The sequence below is a fragment of the Pontibacter chinhatensis genome (assembly GCF_900113285.1).
GTDB lineage: Bacteria > Bacteroidota > Bacteroidia > Cytophagales > Hymenobacteraceae > Pontibacter > Pontibacter chinhatensis.
Map to the genome: position 1 here is coordinate 781,919 of NZ_FOOT01000001.1, position 21,160 is coordinate 803,078.

Genomic DNA, 21,160 nt, shown 5'->3' on the forward strand with positions numbered 1-21,160 from the left:
TAATTCAAAGGGCCGGTATAACTACCGGCCTTTTGATTTATTATAAGTTTACTACTGCAGCAGATACCCCTGCTCTTTCCAGCGCATGCGGTAGGCGTTCATGGCCGTCTCGCCCAGCTTGGTGACGAGGCGGTAGTTGACCACGGCCCCTATCGGAGCGCCTATCACCGGAATCAGCTGCGCCATTTTAGCCAGGTCGATGTAATCGCGGTACTCCTGCTGCAGGCTACGCCAGTCGAAGGCATTGATATCCTCCGGCAAGAGCTCTTTTTGTGTCTCCCAGTCGGCCAGGTGGCGGTAGACGTTGCGGCGGTGCTGCTGGGAGCTAAAGGCAAGTTCGAAGATGTGCAGCAGGTACACCCGCTCGCGGTAATCCCGCACGTCGTAGCCATAGCTGGCGGCAATATCGTAGAGGAGCTTTAGTTTGAGGCTTAGCAGCAGCGGGAAATCGACCAGGCCTAGGAAAATGCCGCCCGCACCGGTTACGCCTCCTTCGGCCGCAGCCGCCTGCTGGTAGTACTTTATCTGCCCACGCACTTGTGCCTCCCGAACCTCCAGGGGTGCCTGCTCCAGCGGCTTCTGCGAGATATACTCCGCCCCAAACAATACGCCCCGGATCATCTGCTTCATGGCCGCTGTAATGGCTCGATGCACTTTCTCCGGTATATAGCTGTTTATCTTCACCTGTGTCTTATGAGCCAGATCGTTGAAGAAGGAGGGTTCGCGCTGCACTTCGTACTGCCACCGCCGCAGCTCATACATAGCCTGTGTTTCGTAGGGAGAAGGCATGGGAGTTGGTGAGGTTAGAGAGTTTAGGAGTTAGAAAGTTAAAAAGTTTGGGAGTTGTAGAGACGCAACACTTTGCGTCTTTTTAGTCATTCGTTATACTTTGTATCTACGATATCGGGTACTAAGCGGGATAAAGTATAAAAGCCGGCAAATGCCGGCTTTTATACTTTATACTTCTAATTTTCTTGCTTTACAGGGATTTGCTCAGTTTGCTGCTGTTGCTCCTGGGCTTTCTCGGCAGCTTTGCGCTGCTCTTTTTCCCTTTTCCTGAAGAAGCCGCGCAGCAGGAAATTACTTTGCATGGCCTCCATGTTCTCGTCCAGCTTCTCGGTGCTGGTTTCCAGGTTTTGCATGGTGCTCTGCAGCTGACGGGCAAACTCAGGGTCGTTCAGCAACACACCTACGGCATTATTGTCGTTGTTAACCTTGGAGCTTGCCTGCTCCAGGTTCTGCACCATCTGGGTAGCCGACTGCGTGGCTTTCTCCAGTTCTGTCATGGATTGCTGCAGCCTGCTAAAGACAACAGTATCTGTCAGCAGTTCGTCGGCCAGGCCACCGTTTGTGTTCAGCTTCCGGCTAAAGCGGCTCAGCTCCTGCGACGCGCGGGAGGCGTTGCGGGAGGTATTCTCCAGGCTGGCCACCATGTTCCTGAAATCCTTTGCCAGTGTAGTGTCGGTCAGCAACGTTCCTACAGTACCCTCTCCACGCACCAGCTTTTCACTTATCAAGCTAAAGTTACCTGTAATGGTTGCCAGGTTCTCGTTGTTCTGCTGCAGCTTTTTCATGATGTCGTCGGTGTTCATGCCGGGCTCGGCAGCAAGAATAGCCCCATCCTGCACGGCAGGTCTTGAAGGTGTGCCGCCAATTATCTCGATGATCCTGTTGCCAATAAGGCTTTCCGAACTTACACGGGCCCTGGAGTCCTGGCGGATATACTTCTGGGCTTCCTGCTCGATGTTCATCACTACCTTCACCTGCGCCTCGCCAAAAAGCTCAATCCCTTTCACGGTGCCGATCTTCACGCCGGAGAACCATACGTTATTGCCCACCTTCAGGCCTTCCACATCATCAAACACCGTACTTACGGTGATGCTCTCTATAAACCGTTTCTGCTGGCCACCAAGTGTCAGGATACCGATCACGAAAATCACGATGGCTATCAGGACAAAGATGCCCACCATGATGGAACGTTTATTTTCTGTCATTTTTATACTTTAGTTAACAAAGTTGTAGTCGTAAAACATTTTCACCCGCTCATCATCCGAGTTAAACACCTCCTCAAAGGTGCCCTGCCGCTGAAACTGCCCGTCCAGCAGCATCACCACGCGGTCGCCTACGGCACGGGCGCAGGTAAGGTCGTGGGTGATGATAATGGAAGAGGTATTGAAACGCTCCTGCACATCGTTTATCAGCGCGTTGATCTCGATACAGGTGATTGGATCCAGGCCGGCAGTGGGCTCATCGTAGAGCATGATCTCCGGCTTAAGTATAAGCGTGCGGGCAATACCGATGCGTTTGCGCTGGCCACCGGAAAGCTCAGACGGCATCTGGTTGATGGCTTGCAGCAGCCCTACACCGTCCAGCACGAAATGTATCCTGCGGTCGCGCTCCGCCTTGGTGAGCGACTTGGAGTTGCGGACAAGCGGGAACTCCAGGTTCTCATACACAGTCATACTATCATACAAGGCACTGTTCTGAAACGAGAACCCCACCTTCAGGCGCAACTGCTCCAGCTCTTTGGTCGACAGCTTATCCACCTCCTGGCCCAGCACCTTTACCATCCCCTCATCAGGGGTAAGCAAACCGGAAATAATCTTAATCAGAACAGACTTGCCCGTTCCGGAGCGGCCCAGCACCACCAGGTTTTCGCCCTGGTACAGGTCCAGATCCACGCCCTTCAGTACCTCGAAATCATCAAAGGCCTTTTTAAGCCCCTTAATTTCGATTACCTTATTATCGTAAATTATGTTTGGATTGATCTTCTTCATACTTCCCGCTTACATAGCCCGGAACAGGTTGATTATCTGCAACGACAATAATTCCTCGATAAAAACAAGGAACATGGCCGTTACCACCGATGAGTTGGCTGCCTTGCCCACGCCCTCGGTTCCTTTAGACGAATAATACCCCTTGTAGCAGCCTACCATGCCTATCGTGAAACCGAAAATAAAGGTCTTGATGATGGAGGAGAAGATATCGAGGAAGGAAATGGCCTCAAAAACCTGTGTGATGTAGGTGGTAAAGCTTGTCAGCTCATTCTGGTTCACGTTGAGGTAGGCCCCCATCAGGGAAACAAAAACGGTGTAGATCATCAGTGCCGGCACCATAAAGGTAGTAGCCAGCACACGCGTCACCACCAGGTAGTTAAAGGGGTTGGTAGCCGATACCTCCATGGCATCAATCTGCTCGGTTACGCGCATCGACCCAAGCTCTGCTCCGATAGCAGACCCCACCCGGCCGGCGGCGATAATGGCCGTTACCAGCGGGGCCAGTGCCCGCACAATGGCAATAGAAACCAGCGAGGGCAGCCAGGAGGTAGCCCCAAATTCAGAAAGGGACGGCCTGGACTGGTTGGTAAATACAATACCGATGATGAAGCCAGTGAGTGAGATAAGCGGCAAAGACCGGACACCTACCTCATAGCATTGGCGCACCACCTCCTTAAACTCGTAAGGTGGCACAAACACCTCTTTAAAAAACCGGACGTGGAAAGCATAAATCTTGTACAGCTCCAGAAAAATGCGGTCTATACGCCGTGATACAAAGTAATTACGCTTTCTGCCGGTTCCGGCATTATTATCTTTTAACTCCATTAAGGTCTGTATCCAGTATGTATCTTAAGCCCCTCGGGCTGCTAACGAGCAGCTAAATTAAGTATTTTTACTATGTAGGGAATGGTAAAACCCGATATTCTTCGATTTTAGCTATTCCTATACGCCATTTATCCCAAACTGTGTTTTTAATGAACTTGTTTATGATTATAAATTATTTTCCAGCATGCATTACGCTGGGCTGCCTGCTTTAAGCAGCCAGCGCGCGTACTTACCCGTACACGGGAAAAACAAAGTATAAAACTATGGAAACAACATATAAAGCACTTGCAATGGGTGCCCTGGCAGGCATGCGCAGCCTATCGGCTCCGGCATTATTAAGCAGGGCCTTGCTGGATAAACACAACAACAGCTTATCGGGTACACCTTTCGAGTTTCTGCAGCACAGGTATGTGGCCAACACGCTTACCGGGCTCGCCGCCACCGAACTGCTGGGCGACAAGCTGCCCATGGCCCCGGATCGGACAATAGCACCTTCCCTGCTGATGCGGGCAGCCTCAGGAGCAGCAGTTGGTGCCGTGGTATACGCTGGCCGCCATAAAAGTATAGCGGAGGGGGCCGCGCTGGGTGCGGTGGCAGCTGTGGCAGCCACATATGCCAGTTTTTACCTGCGCAAGTTCCTCTGCAAGAAAACCGACATAGCCGACCCTATTATCGGAGCTTTGGAAGATGCGCTTGTGGTAGCCAGCGGCCTGAAGGCTGCCAAGGCGTAAGCCGCTCTATACTTTATACTTAAAAACTGCTGTTGCCCCCATACGTATGTCAAACACCTGCAGCAGCGTTAGATTTGGTGTAAATGTATAACGGCCGCCTTGACTGGAGGCTGCGAAATAGCTATACTTAACCTGATTTTAAAAGAAGACTATATGCCCAAAATTCTGATCATAGACGACGAAAGGGCCATCCGAAGCACCCTGAAGGAGATCCTGGAGTTCGAGAACTATAACGTGGACGAAGCTGAAGACGGCGAGAAAGGCCTGCAACTGCTCGGCAAGTCCAAGTATGACGTGGTACTCTGCGACATTAAAATGCCTGGTATGGACGGTATCGAGGTGCTGGAGAAAGCCATGGAGATGACGCCCGACACACCCTTTATCATGGTGTCGGCCCATGGCACGATTGACACGGCTGTGGAGGCCACCAAAAAAGGCGCCTACGACTTTCTGCAGAAACCACCGGATCTGAACCGCCTGCTGGTGACCGTACGCAACGCCCTCGACAAATCGAACCTAGTAACAGAGACAAAAATCCTCAAAAAGAAGATCTCTAAAACTTACGAGATGGTGGGCGCCTCCCCTGCCCTCACCCGCGTGAAGCAAGCAATTGAAAAGGTAGCGCCCACCGATGCCCGCGTGCTGATTACGGGCCCGAACGGGTCGGGCAAGGAGTTGGTGGCGCGCGCCATTCATGAGCACAGTAACCGCTCCCACGGTCCGCTGATTGAGGTAAACTGCGCCGCCATCCCCAGTGAACTGATCGAGAGTGAACTGTTCGGACACGAGAAAGGCTCTTTTACCTCGGCGGTAAAGCAGCGCATTGGCAAGTTTGAGCAGGCCAACGGCGGCACATTGTTCCTGGATGAGGTCGGCGACATGAGTTTATCGGCTCAGGCCAAGGTGCTGCGTGCCCTGCAGGAGCATAAAATCACCCGCGTAGGCGGCGACAAGGACATTCAGGTGGATGTGCGCGTAGTGGCGGCTACCAACAAGAACCTGCTGGAGGAGATCGAGGCCCGCAACTTCCGCGAGGACCTGTACCACCGCCTGGGAGTCATCCTGATCCACGTGCCCCCGCTGAACGAGCGGCGCGAGGACATCCCGGACCTGGTGCAGAAGTTCCTCAACGACATCGCCAACGACTACGGCAACAAACCAAAGGCCATCACACCGGAGGCCTTGCAGTATCTGCAGGAACTCGACTGGCGCGGCAACGTGCGCGAGTTGCGCAACGTGGTAGAGCGCCTGGTGATTATGAGTGGTCCGGAAATAACAGCGGAAGACGCCAAGGCTTATGCCAGGCCAGTAGTTGCGTAGCGTTATTTAAGTATGAATGTTAAAAAAGCCCCGACAATGTGTTGCCGGGGCTTTTTTGTACTTGGCTGGGGAGATTTATAGCTGGAAAAGAGCTTTGGCTGAAGTATAGGCTGCATGAAGAAGACTTATTTTCCTGTGCCTACTTAATAGTTTTATGCTTTGCTGTTCCATCCTTTTTGGCTCGGAAGATTTTTGCAGTAAGCACACTTGCTAACATTTTTGTAAGACTGGGTCCAACCACCCCTACCCCTCCTTGGCTAAGGCGGGGAGTCTGTGATTACTATTCTCAAGGTATGAGTTCCATAGTCGCGGACATCGTGCGGACATGTCGCGACCTGTCCCTACAAGTGTCCCCCGCCCCTCCGAGGAGGGGAATTATGGGTATCCCCTGCCCCTTCAAGGGAGAACTTCGGCTGTTAAGTTTTACAGAAGCTGTCCCCTTGAGGGGACCATAGGGGTGTTTACTTTTAGCAAAAACTTTTACCACTGGCTTTACACCCCTGTAGTCCCCTCAAGGGGACAGTCTATACTTGTTGCATAGTAGCGGGCTATTGGATTGATTCCCAGCCTTTGGGTGGAGCGTCTCGAGAGGTTCCGGTGCCGCCTTTGCGACGTCAGGAGCAAAGGAAGCGAAAGCAGCGCGATGCCCGAAGGCGAGGCCTCCCGGCCTAGGAGGGCACCAAAGCAGGAGGTGCAACTGTAGGTTTGTGTGAACTAGAGGAGTAACGGGAGCTAGTAAGGATAGCTTGTGTCCAGTTGTAGTAAGCAGCGGCTACGAAAGTATAAACCGGCAAGTATAAACAGAAAAATATAAAGTATAGCCGAAGTATAAAGTATGGCTTTTCAAGCCAGTTGGGTTACAAACCCAACATCATAGTAGGCACGGGTTGCAAACCCGCACCAGCAATTGGAGATGATGATATCAAGTATAGCCAAAGTATAACCCCGCAGGTAAATGTACACTTGCGGTAAGCAACACCTACTTCCGCTTCAGCATACAGCAGTTCTTATACTTTTCGCCGCTGCCACACGGGCAAGGCTCGTTGCGGCCGAGGCGCTTGCCGTTCGGGTTTAGCAGCTCCCTGAAATTGATGCGGAAGCGGCGTTTCGGGTTTTGCTGAAAGATTTGCGTGAGTAGCTCATACAGCCGCGGGTGCTTCTCAGCCAGCTGGCCTGGTTTTTCGAAAAAGTATTCTGTAACTACGGCAAAGAACTCGGCCTCGCTGGTGGCACCGTAATTGTCTATATCCGATTTGCCCTGGCGGATCTTCTGAATTTTGCGGTACATCAGTTCCTGCCATGGCTGCACCAGTTCCTCCGGCAGGTAGGCGGCGGGCGTGCCGTCTATCTCGCCATCGGCCTGGTCAAGCATGTGCGCAAACTCGTGGATGCCCACATTCTTGCGGTCAGCCATGTCCCGGAAGCCTTGCTCCAGGGCCGGCTTGGAGAGGGTAACGTAGTGGTCGTTCTGAAAAGGATTTACGCGGCCCAGCACCTCACTAACAACCTCGCTTTTCTCATCTTTATACCTTTGTATACTTCCCGGAAACACCAGCACCTCGCCCAGGTTGCGGTACTCCCAATCGCGGAAGCCGAATATGGGGATGATGGCGCTGGCGGCAACCAACACTTTCGTCAGGTCGTCAATCTCCACATCGATACCCGTGATGCGCTTTTCTGAGAGGAAAAGCTGAACCATTTTTTCAAAGCGCTGCTTCTCCTCGTCGGACTTCAAAGTATGGTAAAAGCCTACGCGGTTTTGCAGGATGTTTCGCCACTCCACCGGAAACGCTGTTGCCAGCACCTTCCTACGGTGCCGTTTGCTCCGGGTGGCCCAGCGGTAAAAAACGAACCCAACCACGGCCACGAAAAGTATGAAGGCAAGATATCCCATGGGTGCAGTTTATACTTTATACTTAGCTCACGAGCAGGTTACAGCCCCGGATATCGGAGTTGTCGAAGCGGCCCAGCACCTCGAAGCTACCGTCCGGGTGCAATCGGCCGATGTCCTTTGTCTCGATAAAAGCACAGGAATCTACGTTGGCCAGATCTACGACGTTTATGCCGCCGCTGCTGCGGGTGCTGTTGCTCATGTCGAAGGGGTCGTTGAGGTCGCGGAGCAGGATGCGCATGGTATAGCCGGGCCAGAAAATACCCTTGCCTTTGGAGTAGCCCTGTGAGAGCAACTCCGTCATGCCATACTCAGAGTGGATGGAAGGCACGTTAAGACCCTTCGTAAGCTGGGCATGCAGCTCCTCCCGAATCATCTCGCGACGGCGCCCCTTCATGCCACCGGTTTCCATCACGGTGACGCCTGCAAAATCCTCCTGCCCTTTCAGCTCCTCCGCCAAATCCAGCAGCGCATAAGACACGCCCATCAGCAGCACCTTTTTGCCTTTTGTCTTGGCCTGCCGCAGCGCCTGCAGCAGTTGGGCATGGTTACGCAGGTAAAAGCCTTCCTCCTCCTGCCCGGTCCGTTTTATAAAATGGTCTACCATGGCCACCAGCGAGGAACCGCCCTGCTCCAGGTAAGAGGGCAGTAAAGCCAGCACCACATAGTCCTGCAACGGACCGTAAAAGCTTTCGAAGATGCGTTCTGAAACCCGGTGGTACAGCTCCAGGCTGGAGACAAGATGGCGGCTACGCGCCTGCAGGGTGGTGCCGCTGCTGTAGAAAACGGTCTCAGGTGTGAAGGTACCGGTCACCACTTCCTGCTCTTTAAAGAACTCAATCGGCAGAAACGGAATCTGCTCCAGCGCCTGTACCTCCTCCGGGTTTACGTGCAGGTTTTGCAGGTAATTTTTGTAGATAAGGTTGTGCTGCGCCTGGAAACGGAACAGCGCCAAAGCCGTAGAAAGAAAGTCGAACGGTTGCGGCTGAGTCAATAAACTGGCGTGCTGGGTCTTAAATTCCATTGAATACAACAATTGCTATATTTCCTGCGTTTGATTTAGTAAATTTAGCTTCATTTTCTGATACTCCACATGAAATACATGCTAAAGTATAGCCTCCTGCTGCTGGTGTTGGCATTTGCCCTGAGCAGCTGCCGCGAAGAACCGAACTACAGCGACATACCTGCCATTACGTTCGACAGGGTGGAACAGTATACTTATACTAAGAACCGGGTGGTTTTCGATTCGCTGGTGGTAGTGGTGGATTATCAGGATGGCGACGGCGACCTAGGCCTGAGCCGCGGCGATAACGGCTCGCAAACCGGCCCCGACTTTGAACCTCCATTCAACCCCGGCTCCCAATACTTCGATAACTTCATCGTAAACCTACAGGTGAAGCGTGGCAATACCTACGAGCCTAGCTTTGTCAACTTCAACGGCCGTTTCCCGAGGCTGTCCGGCGACGAAAAGCCGGAGGCGCTGGAGGGCGAGATCCGCTACACCATTACCAGCTTCACCACCGAAAGCTACCCCTTCCGCGACACCGTCCGCTTCGAGGTCTTCATCTACGATCGCGCCCTGAACAAGAGCAACGTGGTATACTCCGACGATATAATCCTGTACCAGGGGCAATAGCTTTTCAGGCTAACCTACTACGCACATAGTGCAGATATGCGTATGTTTTCGTGTAGCTGGGAGTTGTGGGGCATTAAAGGAGATGAAGTAAAAGGATAATGGACAATAAAAAAGTAGATAGCTATATCTTTTATACTTCATTTGCACTGTTTATTATTTCTCTGACACAGGAGTCATATTGTACCAATCAATGTGGTGACTCTTTAGCAGTTTTCCTTGTAGGCGGGCTTGGAGTTCTCTTTGAAATCGGAGCCTTAACGGACAAGTATCTTGACATCAAAACGATTGGTGAAGTAGACTATGCAATTGGCGCAACCTTCAGCTGGTTGGCTAATCCAGCTTTGCTCATCGCCTGGCTGACTTATAAGGAGAGTAGAACTACTTCCCACGTATTCTCTATACTTTCTCTTGCATTAATGTTATCATTTTTAATGTTTGATGAAGTTATTGATAATGAAGCAGGTCATTACAATAAGATTGTAGGCTATCAAGCAGGTTACTGGCTTTGGTTAAGCTCATCTGCGGTATTAGCAGCAGGGGCTTTATTGAGAAGAAGAATAACGTACCATAACAAAGTGTAGCAGTACGGCTTGCTGACGCTTCGCCATTCTGCTACACGCGAAACGTTAACGAAAGTGAAAATTATAGAATGAAGGGATTCACCTTATCAATCTTTACCATACTATCGGTACTCTATTGTCTTCGCTTCGGCTACATCTGGACAGCCTATGGGCATGGGGGACAACTAATGGGAATATCCTTCGCTCTGATTCTAATCGTCTTAACAATATGGTTTATGTCAGCGAAGGATGAAATAAGAAAAGAGAAGGTATACTATGGGACTCTCTTTTATTTCTTGGCATTGGCACTATTCAGCATAACTGTAGAAATAATCAGAAGCACTAACCCTAATCACTTTGAGCTACTTTATGTAGAGCCAGAAGGTATAGTAAACAAGATTTTCATGGCATTTGCAGCAGCTGGAGCAATAGCAACATTTCTTAAGTTTCGGCAAATAAAAAAACAGGAAGCTGTACTGTAGAATCATATAGGCCAAGAGAAAATAAATGTTTCACAGAATACAACCTAAACCACACCAAGTCGTGCATTAGCCCAGCACATTACTACCAACCTCAACCTTACCTATACTACTGTACAGTTTACCAACAGCTTATCCATCAACGATTAAATAAAACAGTATGAAAAACCTCCATACATTCTTCGTTATCGGAGCAGTAGGAATGATTGTAACCTCTCTCCTGCATATGTTTCTGGCTTTAGGATTGTCGGTCACTTCCGCACATACAGCTTTTTACACTATCTATCCAACCTTCGCGGCTTTTCTTGCAATTGGATTTGGCCTGACCCTGAAAACCAAAAAGAAGGGCAAACGAGCTGAAAGAGGGATAACAAAGGCTTCTCGTAGGCCATTTCTGAAACCTAGCCTTACGAACACAGGAGTCGCGCAGCTTATTTATGAACCTGCCCAACTTTCAAGCCCCATTTATACTTTGTGGCTGAGGCATCTGACAGTTAGCAACACCTATCCTTATACTTCCTACGTTTCCTAAGTTATACTTTAGAAGCCACTCTAAGCCAGCAACTTACGTAAGAGACTACCATGGAAAAAACGATGGAGATCTTAGTCAAAAACGAGGAGACGAGGTTGTATACCGTGGCCTACCCCAACCCGGGAAAGGAAACCGTAATCCTGCTGCATGGCGGACCCGGCGTGCCTGATGGGCTGGGCCCAGTGGCCGAGTTTCTGCAACCCCATTTCCAGGTGCTCACTTTTCACCAGCGCGGCACCCTGAGCTCTCCCTGCTACAACAGCAACTACTCCATCGCCGCCCTCCTATCTGACATTGATAAAGTAGCAGAGCGGTTCAAGGCAGAGCGATTCCATTTGCTGGGCCACTCCTGGGGCGGTCTCTATGCCCAGTTGTACGCTTACCAAAATGCCCACCGCATCCTGAGCCTGTTCCTCTGCAGCCCCGCCTCCGGCACTGGCAAGCAATGGGCCCAGATGATGAAAGAGGCAGCCCACTACAATAAAAACAAATGTGCCGGCAACGAGTGGATGAACATGGTGAAAGATGCCATACTTGGTTTCCTGGGCAAAGACGAGGCCTACGAGAGGCTATTCACGCAGTTCTGTAACAATTGCAACAAAGGCTACAACGTCAGCACACCTATTCCTGTAATGGTAGACCACATCAGCGCCAAAGCCGTTAACCGCACCCGCCGGGCCATACTTAAAGAGCCGGAGCAGGACCCCATGATAGACCAGGGATTTCCGTTTACCATCACCTACGGAGATGACGACATCTACGGCGAGAGCAAAAAGTATGTGCAGGAGCGCTACCCCTATGCCAATTACCCGACTATAGCCCGGAGCAGCCACTTCCCCTGGCTCCAGAACGAACAAGACTTTTACCGCATCCTTTCAACTCATTTTGGCCTGTTGCCACAGTAAAACTATACTTTGAGGATACTTGCTTTCTGAGAAAAAAAACGCCCGGTTTACCTTTTTGCGCCTGTTCCCGTACTTAGCTGGAAACCCTTAACCAAACGCGCGTATGACTTTCTACTCAACCCACCCCGAAGATATTTTCCTGGATGCTGCCCGCAAAGGCGATGTTGCGTACCTGAAGCAAGCAATCGCATCGGGTATGAACGTGGAGGCCCGCGACGCACGCGGCTACACGGCCCTGATACTGGCCGCCTACAACGGCAACCTGGAAGCGGTAAAAGTACTGCTGGAGGCCGGTGCCGACGTAAATGCCGCTGATGCAGGCGGGAACACGGCCCTGATGGGAGTTAGCTTTAAAGGCTATGATGAAATTGCAAGGATGCTGATCTCCAAAGATGCCAACCTGAACCTGCAGACCGGCAATGGCGGCACGGCCCTGATGTTCGCCTCTTTGTTTGGCCGAAACGTGCTCGTGAAAACTTTGCTGGATAGCGGAGCCGATGCCACCCTGCGCGACATACGCGGCCTTACCGCCTTCGACCTGGCCATTCAGCAGGGCAACGAGGAAGCGCTGAAGCTTTTTCAGGAACACGCCAAACAACTGCGTGAAAACACAGAAGCCAGGCCTACTGAATAAAGTATAACCTGGCTTCTTAGGCAAGTATGTAAGTATAATTTTAGGCTTCCTGTTTCTCCAGTTGAAACAGCGTGCTCAGCCCATTAAGTAATTCTTCGGATTCGCCGCGCATGCAGGCAGCCTTCAGTTCTATGGCGGGCAGCTTCACGATTTTGTTCAGCATACTTTTGGTGATGGCCTCAACAGCCGCTCTCTCCGCCTCGCCCAGGTTTTTGAGGTAGCGGGCCAGTTCCTGCTGGCGTATTTCCTCCAGGCGGCTCTTAAACTGCTGCAGCGCCGGCGACATGGCCATTTCCTTGGTCCAGGTCTGGAATTCTGCCATCGCGTCCACCACAATCTCTTTAACCGAAGGAATGGAGGCAATGCGCCTTTCCAGAGCAGCGGTAGAGCGGTTGCGGATGTTGTCGATGTTGATCACACGCACGCCCTCCAGCGTTTCCAGCGCTGCGTCTATACTTCGCGGCATGGACAGATCGATAAAGAACTTCGCCTTGCCTGCTTCGTGGTTTTGCAGGGCGCTTTTACTGATGAAGAAACAATCGCCTGGAACGGAAGAAACCACCACGTCAGCCTTCTGCACCTCTTCCCATACTTGCTCCCAGTAAACGGCAGTGGCCTCTGTTTTCTGGGCCAGTTCCAGCGCCTTATGGTGCGTTCTGTTAGCGATAACCACATTGCGGATAGAAGACTTGCGGAAGTTGTCGCACACGTCGGCACCTATCTCTCCTACCCCAATCATGAGCACGCGCGGGTTTTCCATCCCTCTGGTTAGTTCCTCTACCAGCTCTACGGTGGCATAAGATACAGAGGCAGCCCCGTCGCGGAAAGCGGTTTCGTTTACCACCTGCTTGTTGGCGGCGAAGATGGTGTGCATCAGGCGGTGCAGAAACGGTCCGGCCATGTTGGCATCCGCTGCCCACTGGTAGGCTTTCTTCACCTGGTTCATAATCTGCATATCGCCCACCACCTGTGACTCCAGGCCCAGCGCCACATAAAACAGGTGCTGTACAGCCTCCTCGTGGCCGCTTATACTTTTAAAGTATGGCGACACATCCTTTGTGGCAATAAAGCCCTTCTCTATAGCGATAAGTTTTATCAGCTCTTTGGAGAGATCCTTCTCTGAAGCATAATACACTTCAGTGCGGTTGCAGGTAGAGAGCACCAGCACATCGCGGGCATCGGTAAACTCGCCAATCTTGTCGAGCAGGTTCTTACAGGCTATTTCATTAAGCGATACTGCCTCGCGTACGGCAATGGGAGCTACTTTATAAGATAGTGTAAGGGCCCTGAATGTTTGCTGCATGGTGTCGTGTCTCATTATTAACGTTGCAAATTTCTACAATCCGTCCGTTCAACAACATGACATTTGTCAACCTATCAGGCGTTTTATGTCAGTTTAAAGTATAAGATGCTGGTTTTATACTTTGGTTACAGTTTTAGTCGGTTTTGTATGCTTGTTTAGATCAGGATTCTTACGCTGAATGGGATTTTATACTTTGGCTATACTTTATACTTGCCATTTTGTACTTTCCTGAGCCGCCGCTTCTCATAACTTGAACCAAGCTATCTTTACTAGCTGCCGTTCATCCTATAGTTCCCACAAATGCCTCGTTGCACCTCCAACTTGGCTCCCTCCCAGGCCGGGAGGCCTCCCCTTCGGGCATCGCGCTGTCTACATTTCCTTTGCTACCCTTCGGTCGCAATTTCGCTGAAGCGAAACCGGAAATCTAGAAGGCGCTCCACCCGAAGGCTGGGATAGAATCGATAGCCGCTACCTCTGCTGTCATCTCGAATGAAATGAGAGATCTGAATAGAATTCGGGATAGATCTCTCACTGAGTTCGAGATGACGATAGAAGTAGCAAGTATAAGCTGTCCCCTCGAGGACAAGTGAGAACGGGAGTTCGAAACTTGCGAGCTTCGCTCAATAGGGGTGTAATCGCCTACTGGGTTTATACTTTGTAGGGACAGGTCGCGACCTGTCCGCGCGAGAATGGCAGCAACGAAGCTTATACTTCAGCCAAAGTAAAGACAGACTCCCCTCCTTGGATAAGGAGGGGCAGGGGTGGTTGGACCCGGTACTACAGAAATCCTGCTTATCCACAAATCCTGTAAATCCTGATACAGAATAAGTATAAAGTATAGCCAACGCCAGACACTCGCGGGACCTGCGGACACCGCGAGGCCTTCAACTTTAAGCGAGTATACAAGCTCGAAAATTGTGTACAGTTTAAAGCAAAGGGCGGGACCCAAAACGCTCTAAAAACAAACAGAGACGCATTCCATTGCGTCTCTGTTTGCTGTATGAAAATCGTGCAGAATCCTAATTCCGCATACGCTCCAGCTTCGTCTGGTTCAGGATGGTGATGCGGCTGCCCTGGCTGTCTATCAGTTTTTCGTCTTTGAAGTCGGCAAGGGTGCGGATAACGGTCTCCTTAGAGGCGCCCACGATGCTGGCCAGGTCGTCGCGGGAGATGGTGATCTGCTGCACGCTGCCCTGCTCGCGCTGGTACTGCTTCTCTACAAGCAGCAGCGCCTCGGCCACGCGCTTGCGCACCGAGTTATAGGCCAGCTTCAGCAGGCGTTCCTCCCGGTCGGCCAGGTTGTCGGATAGGATTTTGATGAACTTGGCAGCCACATCGCGGTTGCGGTGCAGGAGCGAGAAGAAATCGTCTTTCGGAATTACGTATACTTCGGAATCCTCCAGGGCCATGGCCGACTCGCGGTAGTTGGTTTCCTCCAGCAGATCCAGGTAGCCTATAAACTCGCCTTCCTTGTAAAGGTGGGTGATGTACTCCCTGCCCTCCTCGTTAGATTTAAAGGTTTTGATGCGGCCTTTGTTGAGCAGGAAGAGCGAGTTGGGCCTGTTGCCTTCCATAAACAGGTATTGCTTTTTCTTAAGTATAGAAGTGCGCCGCTCAGAGGAAATAAGTTTCTCCAGCTCCTCATAGCCTTTGGCTTCCTCTATAAACTCCTCCATGCCTTCTGCCGTCTTCCGGAAGTTGGTCTTCAGGATGTCGTTCTTCTTCAGGCGCATTTCAATTGCGTCCAGCAACTCTACATCATCGAAGGGCTTGGTCAGGTAATCGTCGGCGCCCAGGTTCATGCCCTTGCGGAAGTCCTCTTTCTCTGTTTTAGCCGTCAGGAAAATGAATGGGATACTGGCCGTGGCGGGTTCTTTGCTGAGCAGGTGCAGCACACCATAGCCATCGAGCTGCGGCATCATGATATCACAGATAATCAGGTCGGGCTGTTCTTTCCGGGCCAGGTCTACGCCTACTCTGCCGTTCTCGGCCTGCAGTACGTTGTAGTTAGCCAGTTCCAGAATTTCAGCCGTGTTCTCCCTGATTTCAGGGTTGTCTTCTATCAATAAGATCTTTCTCATGCTTCAGCAATGTTTGGAAATGTGATGGTGAATGTGGTACCCTTGTCAAGCTCGCTTTCATAGGTAAGCGTCCCGCTCAGTATCTCTACATACTTTTTAACGATATTCAGGCCCAGCCCCGTTCCCTGAATATTGGTCACGTTCTGGGCGCGGAAAAATGGCGTGAAGAGGTGCGCCTGGTCGGCTTTCGGAATACCAATACCCTCGTCCCGTACCTTTACCGTAAGCGTATCGTCGTTCAGGGTCGTCTCCAGGAAAACCGTTTTGCCTTCGGCAGAGTACTTGCTGCCATTGGAGAGCAGGTTTAAAAATATGTTCTTGAGCAGCTGCTTGTCTATGGTTACGGTGTCCTTAGAGCCGCTGTGGTGGTAGGCTATGTGCTGGCCTTTTTTCAGGTAGCCGTTCATCTCCTCCACTGTTTCGAGGGTAAAGGGCTCCAGGTGAAAGGTGCTTGGCACGTTGTAGATACGGCCTTCCTCAATGCGGCTGATGGAGAGGAAGTCGTTGAGGATAGTGGTGAGATTGCTCACCGCTGACTTTATCCTGTCCACGTGCTTTTGCCTTTTCTCGTCTTCCTGCTCGGTTTTATACTTGCTCAGCAGCGAGGCCGACGACAGTACCGTACTCAGTGGCGTGCGGAACTCGTGCGAGGCAATGGTCACGAACCGTGACTTGAGTTCGTTCAGCTCCCGCTCCTTCTGCAGTGCCTTCTGTATCTCATGCTGGGCCTCCTCCAGGCTGCGGTTGGTATACTCCAGTTCCTTGATAGCCTCCGCCAGTTCCTGCGTGCGTTCCTCCACGCGCTGCTCCAACTCCTCGTTCAGCTTCTGTATTTCGGCCAGGCTTTTGGCGTGCTCCAGGCTATAACGTATGGATCGCTCCAGGTCAAAGGGGTTGAAAGTGCCTTTTACCAGGCAATCCATCGCCCCGACCCGCATGGCCCGCTCATCCGTTTCGCGGTCGCTTTGGCCGGTCAGAAGTATAAAAGGGGCTTTGGAACCTTCCTCCACCGCTTTCTCAATCAGCTCCAGGCCGTTGTGGGCTCCCAGGAAAAAATCCACCAGGTATACATCATACTTCTCCTGCCGTATCAGTTCCAGCGCCTCATCAAACGAGGAGGTCCAGGCGAGCTGGTAAAGACGGCCGGGAATGTCGTCCATTATATCACGGGTGATGATATAATCGTCCTCGTCGTCATCAACCAGCAGTACTTTGATTTTATCAGGCATAGTTTGAGTTAGAGAGTTGGGGAGTTAGAGAGTTTAGGAGTTTGGGAAGTAAGGGTTTTTGAAACATAGAATATGTTTACCAGCTGAGCCGCGAATTCAACTCAAACTATACCTCTTAAACTCTTAAACTCCTAAACTTCTTAGGGTTTTGGCAATTCAACAATTTCGAACCAGTACTTGCTCAGGGTTCGCATCACGTCTACCAGCGAGGCAAAGGTTACGGGTTTGGTAATGAAGGAGCTCACGCCCAAGTCGTAGGTGCGGAGGATGTCTTCCTCGGCCTTGGAGGTGGTGAGCACCACCACCGGAATCACCCGCAGGCGCTCGTCGGACTTTATTTCCTTCAGCGCCTCGCGCCCGTCTTTTTTGGGCATGTTCAGGTCCAGCAGAATCAGCCCCGGAGTAGGGTACTGCTCTTTGTCGGCATACTTTCCGCGGTTGTGCAGGTAATCCAGCAGGTCTTCCCCGTTTTCTACAAACTGCACCTGGTTCTTCAGGCGGCTCTCATCGAGTGCCTCTTTAACCAGCATGCGGTCTTCTGCGTCGTCGTCAGCAATAAGTATCACTATAGTTCTTCTGTTATTTGGAATCATAACTAGTTATTGAAGTGCTTCTTCGCTAAGGTTATAATAAACGTGGTCCCCTCTCCAGGCTTGCTGCGGGCGGTAATATCGCCCCCGTGCCGGATGGCAATTTTACGGCAAATGGCCAGCCCTATGCCGGAGCCCTCATACTTTTGCCCCTCCAGGCGCTGGAAAATATTGAAGATGCGGTCCAGGTACTTCTCGTCGAAACCAATGCCGTTGTCCTGAATCCGGATCTCCACCAGCTCATCGCCAGGTGTAGAGGTTAAACGCTCCTTTAGCTGCAGGTCGCGGGAGCTGATGTGTATCTGCGGCGCCTGGCCTTCCTTCCGGAACTTAATGGCGTTGCTAATCAGGTTTTGGAACAGCTGGCGCATCTGGGTAGGGTCGGCATCGATGAAGGGCAGCGGCGTGTGCTCTATGCTGGCCTTGGTGTTTTCGATCATGATTTCCAGGTCGGAGAGCACCTCGCGCAGCACCTGCTCCAGGTCCACCTGCACATAAGGCTTGGCTTTAGAGGTAACCCTGGAGAAGTCCAGCAGGTCGTTGATCAGGTTCTGCATGCGCATGGCTGCGTTCAGCATCCGGTCCACGTAATCCTTGCCCTGGTCGCTTAGCTTTTCGTATTCCTTCGTCTTCAGCCTGTCGCCGAAGGCCTGTATTTTACGGAGCGGCTCCTGCAGGTCATGCGACGAGACATAGGCAAAATCCTGCAGCTCGCGGTTGCTGCGTTCCAGCTCGGCAGCGTAGCGGCGCAGGCGTTCCTCACTCAGCTTCTGCTGCGTTATGTCGTGGATAAAACCGGTGTATACTTTGCGGTCGGTTAGCTGCACCTCGCTTATACTTAGGTAAAGCGGAAAAACGATGCCGTTCTTCTTGAGGCCCGATACTTCGCGGCCGATGCCGATGATGCGCCTTTCGCCGGTCTCGTGGTAGTGCTGCATGTAGTTGTCGTGCAGGCTGCGGTCCGGCTCGGGCATCAGCATGTTTATCTTCTGCCCAATCAGCTCGCGCTCCTCGTACTGGAAGAGCTTGGCGGCAGCCGGGTTCACCATCTCAATTACCCCCCGTGTATCAATGGTGATGATGCCGTCCACCGCTGTTTGGATGATGGAGTTGATGCGGCTCTCGCTCTCGCGCAGGGCAGCCTCGGTTTTCTTCAGGGCGGTGATGTCGTGCACGATGCCGGTGAAGATGATGCGGTCCTCAAGCTTTACCTCAGCAATGCTCAGGAAGAAGGGGAACAGCTTGCCGGTCTTTTTCTTGCCCAGCACTTCGCGCCCTTTCCCGATTATCTGTCCCACGCCGGTACGCATGTAGCGGGTAATGTAGCCATCGTGCAGGCTGTGGTCGGGCTCGGGCATTAGCATACTCACGTTTCTGCCAATCATCTCCTCCGGCTCATAGCCAAAGATGCGGGCCGCTGCCGGGTTCGCACTCTCCATTATACCGCGTGTGTCTATGGTAATGATACCATCCACGGCGGTTTCGATAATGGCCTTCAGCCTGCTCCTGCTTTCTAAGCTATGGTCCTTCTGATGCTGTTTTTCTTCCAAAGGGGTGTGTTTTTACTCTAAAGATAAAGACAAATGCGACATCCTGCAAAAGCGCATACATTAATAAATATACATATAAAATGACGTATGTCATTCATGCTGCTGACGCTACTCATTTAAGCCTGCACGGCATGTGCCTACCTTGTGAAACCGTTTTCCCGATGCCTTGGGGCCTGCTTTTGCACATGCCTGCCACGGCGTTTATACTTTGGCCAAGCAGGAAAACACTTAAACATACGATAATTCTTCATTTTATACTTAGTTCTACTCAACCACCATGGTTCAAACTTCTCCGCACACATTTCACATCCCCGTAATGGGACTTGCTTTCTCCATTGACACTGCGCTTAAGGTAGCCCGCTATGGCATATCCTCTGTTGCCTCACTCAGCGACGATGCCCTGCTGGAATACACCCGCGAGCATTACAGCAAGCTCTACAACAGGCCATACTTGCCTATCACCCAGAAAGAGGAGGATTACAGGGCCCGCCGTGTGGAGGCTTTTCTGAACCTGGCAGAGGAGCTGGTGGCACAGCAGGTGGAGGAGCTTCGCCAGCAGGAGTTCGGTGCCGACACAGAGCTTGATAAGTACTTTACCCTGCTGCCCGATGCCTCTCCGCTAAAGGCGACCTATGAGCAGATGCTGCAAACCGAAGATGCGCAGCAGAAAGAAGCGCTGCAGCAGCAGCTCCGCAGCGCTGTGGTACCCGGAAGTATAGATGTGAACATCATGACGAAGCTGGACCGCGTGAACTACAGCAAAAACGGGGAGCCGCTGCCGCAGGAGTATACCGATGCACTGGCCGCCCTGCGTGGGTTTGCCAAAAGCACCGTCAGGTCGTCCATTGTGTTCTCGGCGGGTATGAACATGCGCCTCTATGGGTATTTGGAGCAGTTTTCCTGCTTTTTGCCGGATGCAGCCGGCAATTTCCGGAAGAAAGTGATAATTAAGGTCAGCGACTACCGCTCGGCAATGGTGCAGGGCAAGATACTGGCCAAGAAAGGCGTCTGGGTATCGGAGTTCCGGATCGAGTCGGGGCTGAACTGCGGCGGCCACGCCTTTGCCACCGACGGCTACCTGCTCGGCCCCATCCTGGAGGAGTTCAGGCAGAGCCGCGAGGCCCTGCGCGAGGAGCTTTACAGCCTCTTCAGCTCGGCCCTAGCCTCCAGGGGAATCCACGTTCCTGCTACCATTCCGGCGCAGCGCCTGACCGTGCAGGGCGGCATCGGCACGGCAGAGGAAGACGCCTTCTTAAGGCAACACTATGGGGTGGACGCCACCGGTTGGGGAACACCGTTCCTGCTGGTGCCCGAGGCGACCACGGTGGATGAGCCAACGCTGCAGCAACTGGTAAAGGCCACCTCAGATGATTTGTACCTAAGCCCTATTTCGCCACTCGGCGTGCCCTTTAACGCCATGCGTGGCACCTCCAGCGAGCAGCAGAAATTAGACCGCATAGACCGCGGCAAGCCCGGCAGCCCATGCGAGAAAAAGCACCTGGTTTCTAACACCGAGTTCACGGCTGAGCCCATTTGCACGGCCTCCCGCAAGTACCAACGCCGCAAGCTGGAGCAGCTGAAGTCGCAGCAACTGGCGCCCGAAGTATACCAGGCCGAAGAAGCCAAGGTACTGGCCAAAGAATGCCTCTGCGATGGCCTGGCCACCTCGGCCCTGCTGCTCTTCAACATGACCAAAAAGGCTGCGACGAAGGCAGTCACCATCTGCCCTGGCCCGAACCTGGCATACTTCTCGGGTATCTTTAAGCTGCACGAAATGGTGGGCCACATCTACGGCCGGTTTAACGCGCTGAACCACACCTACCGCCCGCACATGTTCATCAACGAGCTGGCGATGTATGTAGACTACTGGACAAAGAAGAAGGAAGAGCAGCTGGAAGAGCTGACGGACAAGCAACTGAAGTACCTGCAAACCTTCCGCGATAACCTGCTGCAAGGCATCAGCTACTACAAACAGCTCATTCCGGCCATGCTTAAAGATCAGTTGGAAAAGCAAGCCATCATGCTCGACGAACTGCTGGCGGTCGAGGACCAACTCCAGTTTCAGAAACTGGAGAAAGCGGTGGCCGTTTAGCGCCCTGCAAAGTATAAAGGCCGGT

General features: G+C 52.0%; 20 protein-coding genes. 9 read left to right on the forward strand and 11 right to left on the reverse strand.

Features of this window, described 5'->3' with window-relative positions; translation table 11 throughout:
- Positions 1 to 51: 51 nt before the first annotated feature.
- The 4 genes from BM040_RS03295 to BM040_RS03310 all read right to left on the reverse strand — a co-directional run bounded on the left by BM040_RS03295 (position 52) and on the right by BM040_RS03310 (position 3,602).
- The gene (locus BM040_RS03295) at positions 52 to 789 is read right to left on the reverse strand and encodes an EcsC family protein (protein ID WP_175490961.1); all 738 of its coding nucleotides are present in this window, start codon (positions 787 to 789) and stop codon (positions 52 to 54) included.
- A gap of 176 nt (positions 790 to 965) precedes the next feature.
- The gene (locus BM040_RS03300; RefSeq protein ID WP_245756081.1) at positions 966 to 1,994 is read right to left on the reverse strand and encodes an MlaD family protein; all 1,029 of its coding nucleotides are present in this window, start codon (positions 1,992 to 1,994) and stop codon (positions 966 to 968) included.
- Between the two features lie 9 nt (positions 1,995 to 2,003).
- Positions 2,004 to 2,777, reverse strand: a complete 774-nt coding sequence (locus BM040_RS03305) for an ABC transporter ATP-binding protein (RefSeq protein WP_092098989.1) — start codon at positions 2,775 to 2,777, stop codon at positions 2,004 to 2,006.
- Between the two features lie 9 nt (positions 2,778 to 2,786).
- Positions 2,787 to 3,602, reverse strand: coding sequence for an MlaE family ABC transporter permease (locus tag BM040_RS03310; protein WP_092098991.1), 816 nt, complete (start codon positions 3,600 to 3,602; stop codon positions 2,787 to 2,789).
- A gap of 263 nt (positions 3,603 to 3,865) precedes the next feature.
- On the opposite strand from BM040_RS03310, the gene BM040_RS03315 reads away from it, so the two are divergent.
- Together BM040_RS03315 and BM040_RS03320 are read left to right on the forward strand one after the other, a co-directional pair.
- Positions 3,866 to 4,333, forward strand: coding sequence for a DUF4126 family protein (locus BM040_RS03315; RefSeq protein WP_139217750.1), 468 nt, complete (start codon positions 3,866 to 3,868; stop codon positions 4,331 to 4,333).
- Between the two features lie 153 nt (positions 4,334 to 4,486).
- Positions 4,487 to 5,653, forward strand: a complete 1,167-nt coding sequence (locus BM040_RS03320) for a sigma-54-dependent transcriptional regulator (RefSeq protein ID WP_092099454.1) — start codon at positions 4,487 to 4,489, stop codon at positions 5,651 to 5,653.
- A gap of 979 nt (positions 5,654 to 6,632) precedes the next feature.
- Here the strand turns inward: BM040_RS03320 and BM040_RS03325 are convergent.
- On the reverse strand, positions 6,633 to 7,547 hold the full coding sequence (locus BM040_RS03325; RefSeq protein ID WP_092098995.1) for a M90 family metallopeptidase: 915 nt from the start codon (positions 7,545 to 7,547) through the stop codon (positions 6,633 to 6,635).
- Positions 7,548 to 7,569: 22 nt separating this feature from the next.
- A complete protein-coding gene (locus BM040_RS03330) occupies positions 7,570 to 8,568 on the reverse strand; it encodes an acyl-CoA synthetase family protein (RefSeq protein ID WP_092098997.1) in 999 nt (332 codons plus the stop codon).
- A 69-nt stretch (positions 8,569 to 8,637) separates the two neighbouring features.
- On the opposite strand from BM040_RS03330, the gene BM040_RS03335 reads away from it, so the two are divergent.
- The 6 genes from BM040_RS03335 (at position 8,638) to BM040_RS03360 (ending at position 12,290) form a co-directional block, all read left to right on the forward strand.
- Complete coding sequence (locus BM040_RS03335) at positions 8,638 to 9,180, forward strand: hypothetical protein (protein WP_092098999.1); 543 nt, start codon at positions 8,638 to 8,640, stop codon at positions 9,178 to 9,180.
- Between the two features lie 98 nt (positions 9,181 to 9,278).
- Positions 9,279 to 9,761 (forward strand): protein kinase family protein, encoded by a 483-nt coding sequence (locus tag BM040_RS03340; RefSeq protein WP_092099000.1) that lies wholly within the window; start codon positions 9,279 to 9,281, stop codon positions 9,759 to 9,761.
- 68 nt (positions 9,762 to 9,829) lie between these two features.
- Positions 9,830 to 10,222: a hypothetical protein gene (locus tag BM040_RS03345; RefSeq protein WP_092099002.1), complete on the forward strand. Its 393-nt coding sequence runs from the start codon at positions 9,830 to 9,832 to the stop codon at positions 10,220 to 10,222.
- Between the two features lie 157 nt (positions 10,223 to 10,379).
- Positions 10,380 to 10,751, forward strand: a complete 372-nt coding sequence (locus tag BM040_RS03350; RefSeq protein ID WP_092099004.1) for a hypothetical protein — start codon at positions 10,380 to 10,382, stop codon at positions 10,749 to 10,751.
- A gap of 62 nt (positions 10,752 to 10,813) precedes the next feature.
- Complete coding sequence (locus BM040_RS03355; protein ID WP_175490962.1) at positions 10,814 to 11,656, forward strand: alpha/beta hydrolase; 843 nt, start codon at positions 10,814 to 10,816, stop codon at positions 11,654 to 11,656.
- A gap of 103 nt (positions 11,657 to 11,759) precedes the next feature.
- Positions 11,760 to 12,290 carry an ankyrin repeat domain-containing protein gene (locus BM040_RS03360; protein ID WP_092099008.1) on the forward strand — a complete coding sequence of 177 codons (531 nt, stop codon included), beginning with the start codon at positions 11,760 to 11,762 and terminating at the stop codon, positions 12,288 to 12,290.
- A 40-nt stretch (positions 12,291 to 12,330) separates the two neighbouring features.
- On the opposite strand, the gene hemA is transcribed toward BM040_RS03360, so the two are convergent.
- The 5 genes from hemA to BM040_RS03385 all read right to left on the reverse strand — a co-directional run bounded on the left by hemA (position 12,331) and on the right by BM040_RS03385 (position 19,043).
- A complete protein-coding gene (hemA, locus tag BM040_RS03365; RefSeq protein WP_092099455.1) occupies positions 12,331 to 13,593 on the reverse strand; it encodes a glutamyl-tRNA reductase in 1,263 nt (420 codons plus the stop codon).
- A gap of 1,019 nt (positions 13,594 to 14,612) precedes the next feature.
- Complete coding sequence (locus tag BM040_RS03370) at positions 14,613 to 15,674, reverse strand: response regulator (RefSeq protein WP_092099010.1); 1,062 nt, start codon at positions 15,672 to 15,674, stop codon at positions 14,613 to 14,615.
- The gene (locus BM040_RS03375; protein ID WP_092099012.1) at positions 15,671 to 16,903 is read right to left on the reverse strand and encodes an ATP-binding response regulator; all 1,233 of its coding nucleotides are present in this window, start codon (positions 16,901 to 16,903) and stop codon (positions 15,671 to 15,673) included. The genes BM040_RS03370 and BM040_RS03375 overlap by 4 nt, the downstream gene beginning before the upstream one ends.
- A gap of 140 nt (positions 16,904 to 17,043) precedes the next feature.
- Positions 17,044 to 17,496, reverse strand: a complete 453-nt coding sequence (locus tag BM040_RS03380) for a response regulator (protein ID WP_217646686.1) — start codon at positions 17,494 to 17,496, stop codon at positions 17,044 to 17,046.
- A 2-nt stretch (positions 17,497 to 17,498) separates the two neighbouring features.
- Complete coding sequence (locus tag BM040_RS03385) at positions 17,499 to 19,043, reverse strand: sensor histidine kinase (protein WP_092099014.1); 1,545 nt, start codon at positions 19,041 to 19,043, stop codon at positions 17,499 to 17,501.
- 277 nt (positions 19,044 to 19,320) lie between these two features.
- Between BM040_RS03385 and BM040_RS03390 the strand changes: the two genes are divergently transcribed.
- On the forward strand, positions 19,321 to 21,135 hold the full coding sequence (locus tag BM040_RS03390) for a hypothetical protein (protein WP_092099016.1): 1,815 nt from the start codon (positions 19,321 to 19,323) through the stop codon (positions 21,133 to 21,135).
- Positions 21,136 to 21,160: the final 25 nt, after the last annotated feature.

Excerpts from the sequence above, each read along its gene's own strand:
- BM040_RS03360 (WP_092099008.1), top strand. The coding sequence starts at position 11,760 with ATGACTTTCTACTCAACCCACCCCGAAGATATTTTCCTGGATGCTGCC.
- BM040_RS03305 (WP_092098989.1), bottom strand. The coding sequence starts at position 2,777 with ATGAAGAAGATCAATCCAAACATAATTTACGATAATAAGGTAATCGAA.
- BM040_RS03380 (WP_217646686.1), bottom strand. The coding sequence starts at position 17,496 with ATGATTCCAAATAACAGAAGAACTATAGTGATACTTATTGCTGACGAC.
- BM040_RS03390 (WP_092099016.1), top strand. The coding sequence starts at position 19,321 with ATGGTTCAAACTTCTCCGCACACATTTCACATCCCCGTAATGGGACTT.
- BM040_RS03370 (WP_092099010.1), bottom strand. The coding sequence starts at position 15,674 with ATGAGAAAGATCTTATTGATAGAAGACAACCCTGAAATCAGGGAGAAC.
- BM040_RS03335 (WP_092098999.1), top strand. The coding sequence starts at position 8,638 with ATGAAATACATGCTAAAGTATAGCCTCCTGCTGCTGGTGTTGGCATTT.
- BM040_RS03325 (WP_092098995.1), bottom strand. The coding sequence starts at position 7,547 with ATGGGATATCTTGCCTTCATACTTTTCGTGGCCGTGGTTGGGTTCGTT.
- BM040_RS03300 (WP_245756081.1), bottom strand. The coding sequence starts at position 1,994 with ATGACAGAAAATAAACGTTCCATCATGGTGGGCATCTTTGTCCTGATA.
- BM040_RS03340 (WP_092099000.1), top strand. The coding sequence starts at position 9,279 with ATGGACAATAAAAAAGTAGATAGCTATATCTTTTATACTTCATTTGCA.
- BM040_RS03345 (WP_092099002.1), top strand. The coding sequence starts at position 9,830 with ATGAAGGGATTCACCTTATCAATCTTTACCATACTATCGGTACTCTAT.
- hemA (WP_092099455.1), bottom strand. The coding sequence starts at position 13,593 with ATGCAGCAAACATTCAGGGCCCTTACACTATCTTATAAAGTAGCTCCC.
- BM040_RS03310 (WP_092098991.1), bottom strand. The coding sequence starts at position 3,602 with ATGGAGTTAAAAGATAATAATGCCGGAACCGGCAGAAAGCGTAATTAC.
- BM040_RS03350 (WP_092099004.1), top strand. The coding sequence starts at position 10,380 with ATGAAAAACCTCCATACATTCTTCGTTATCGGAGCAGTAGGAATGATT.
- BM040_RS03330 (WP_092098997.1), bottom strand. The coding sequence starts at position 8,568 with ATGGAATTTAAGACCCAGCACGCCAGTTTATTGACTCAGCCGCAACCG.
- BM040_RS03320 (WP_092099454.1), top strand. The coding sequence starts at position 4,487 with ATGCCCAAAATTCTGATCATAGACGACGAAAGGGCCATCCGAAGCACC.
- BM040_RS03315 (WP_139217750.1), top strand. The coding sequence starts at position 3,866 with ATGGAAACAACATATAAAGCACTTGCAATGGGTGCCCTGGCAGGCATG.
- BM040_RS03295 (WP_175490961.1), bottom strand. The coding sequence starts at position 789 with ATGCCTTCTCCCTACGAAACACAGGCTATGTATGAGCTGCGGCGGTGG.
- BM040_RS03355 (WP_175490962.1), top strand. The coding sequence starts at position 10,814 with ATGGAGATCTTAGTCAAAAACGAGGAGACGAGGTTGTATACCGTGGCC.
- BM040_RS03375 (WP_092099012.1), bottom strand. The coding sequence starts at position 16,903 with ATGCCTGATAAAATCAAAGTACTGCTGGTTGATGACGACGAGGACGAT.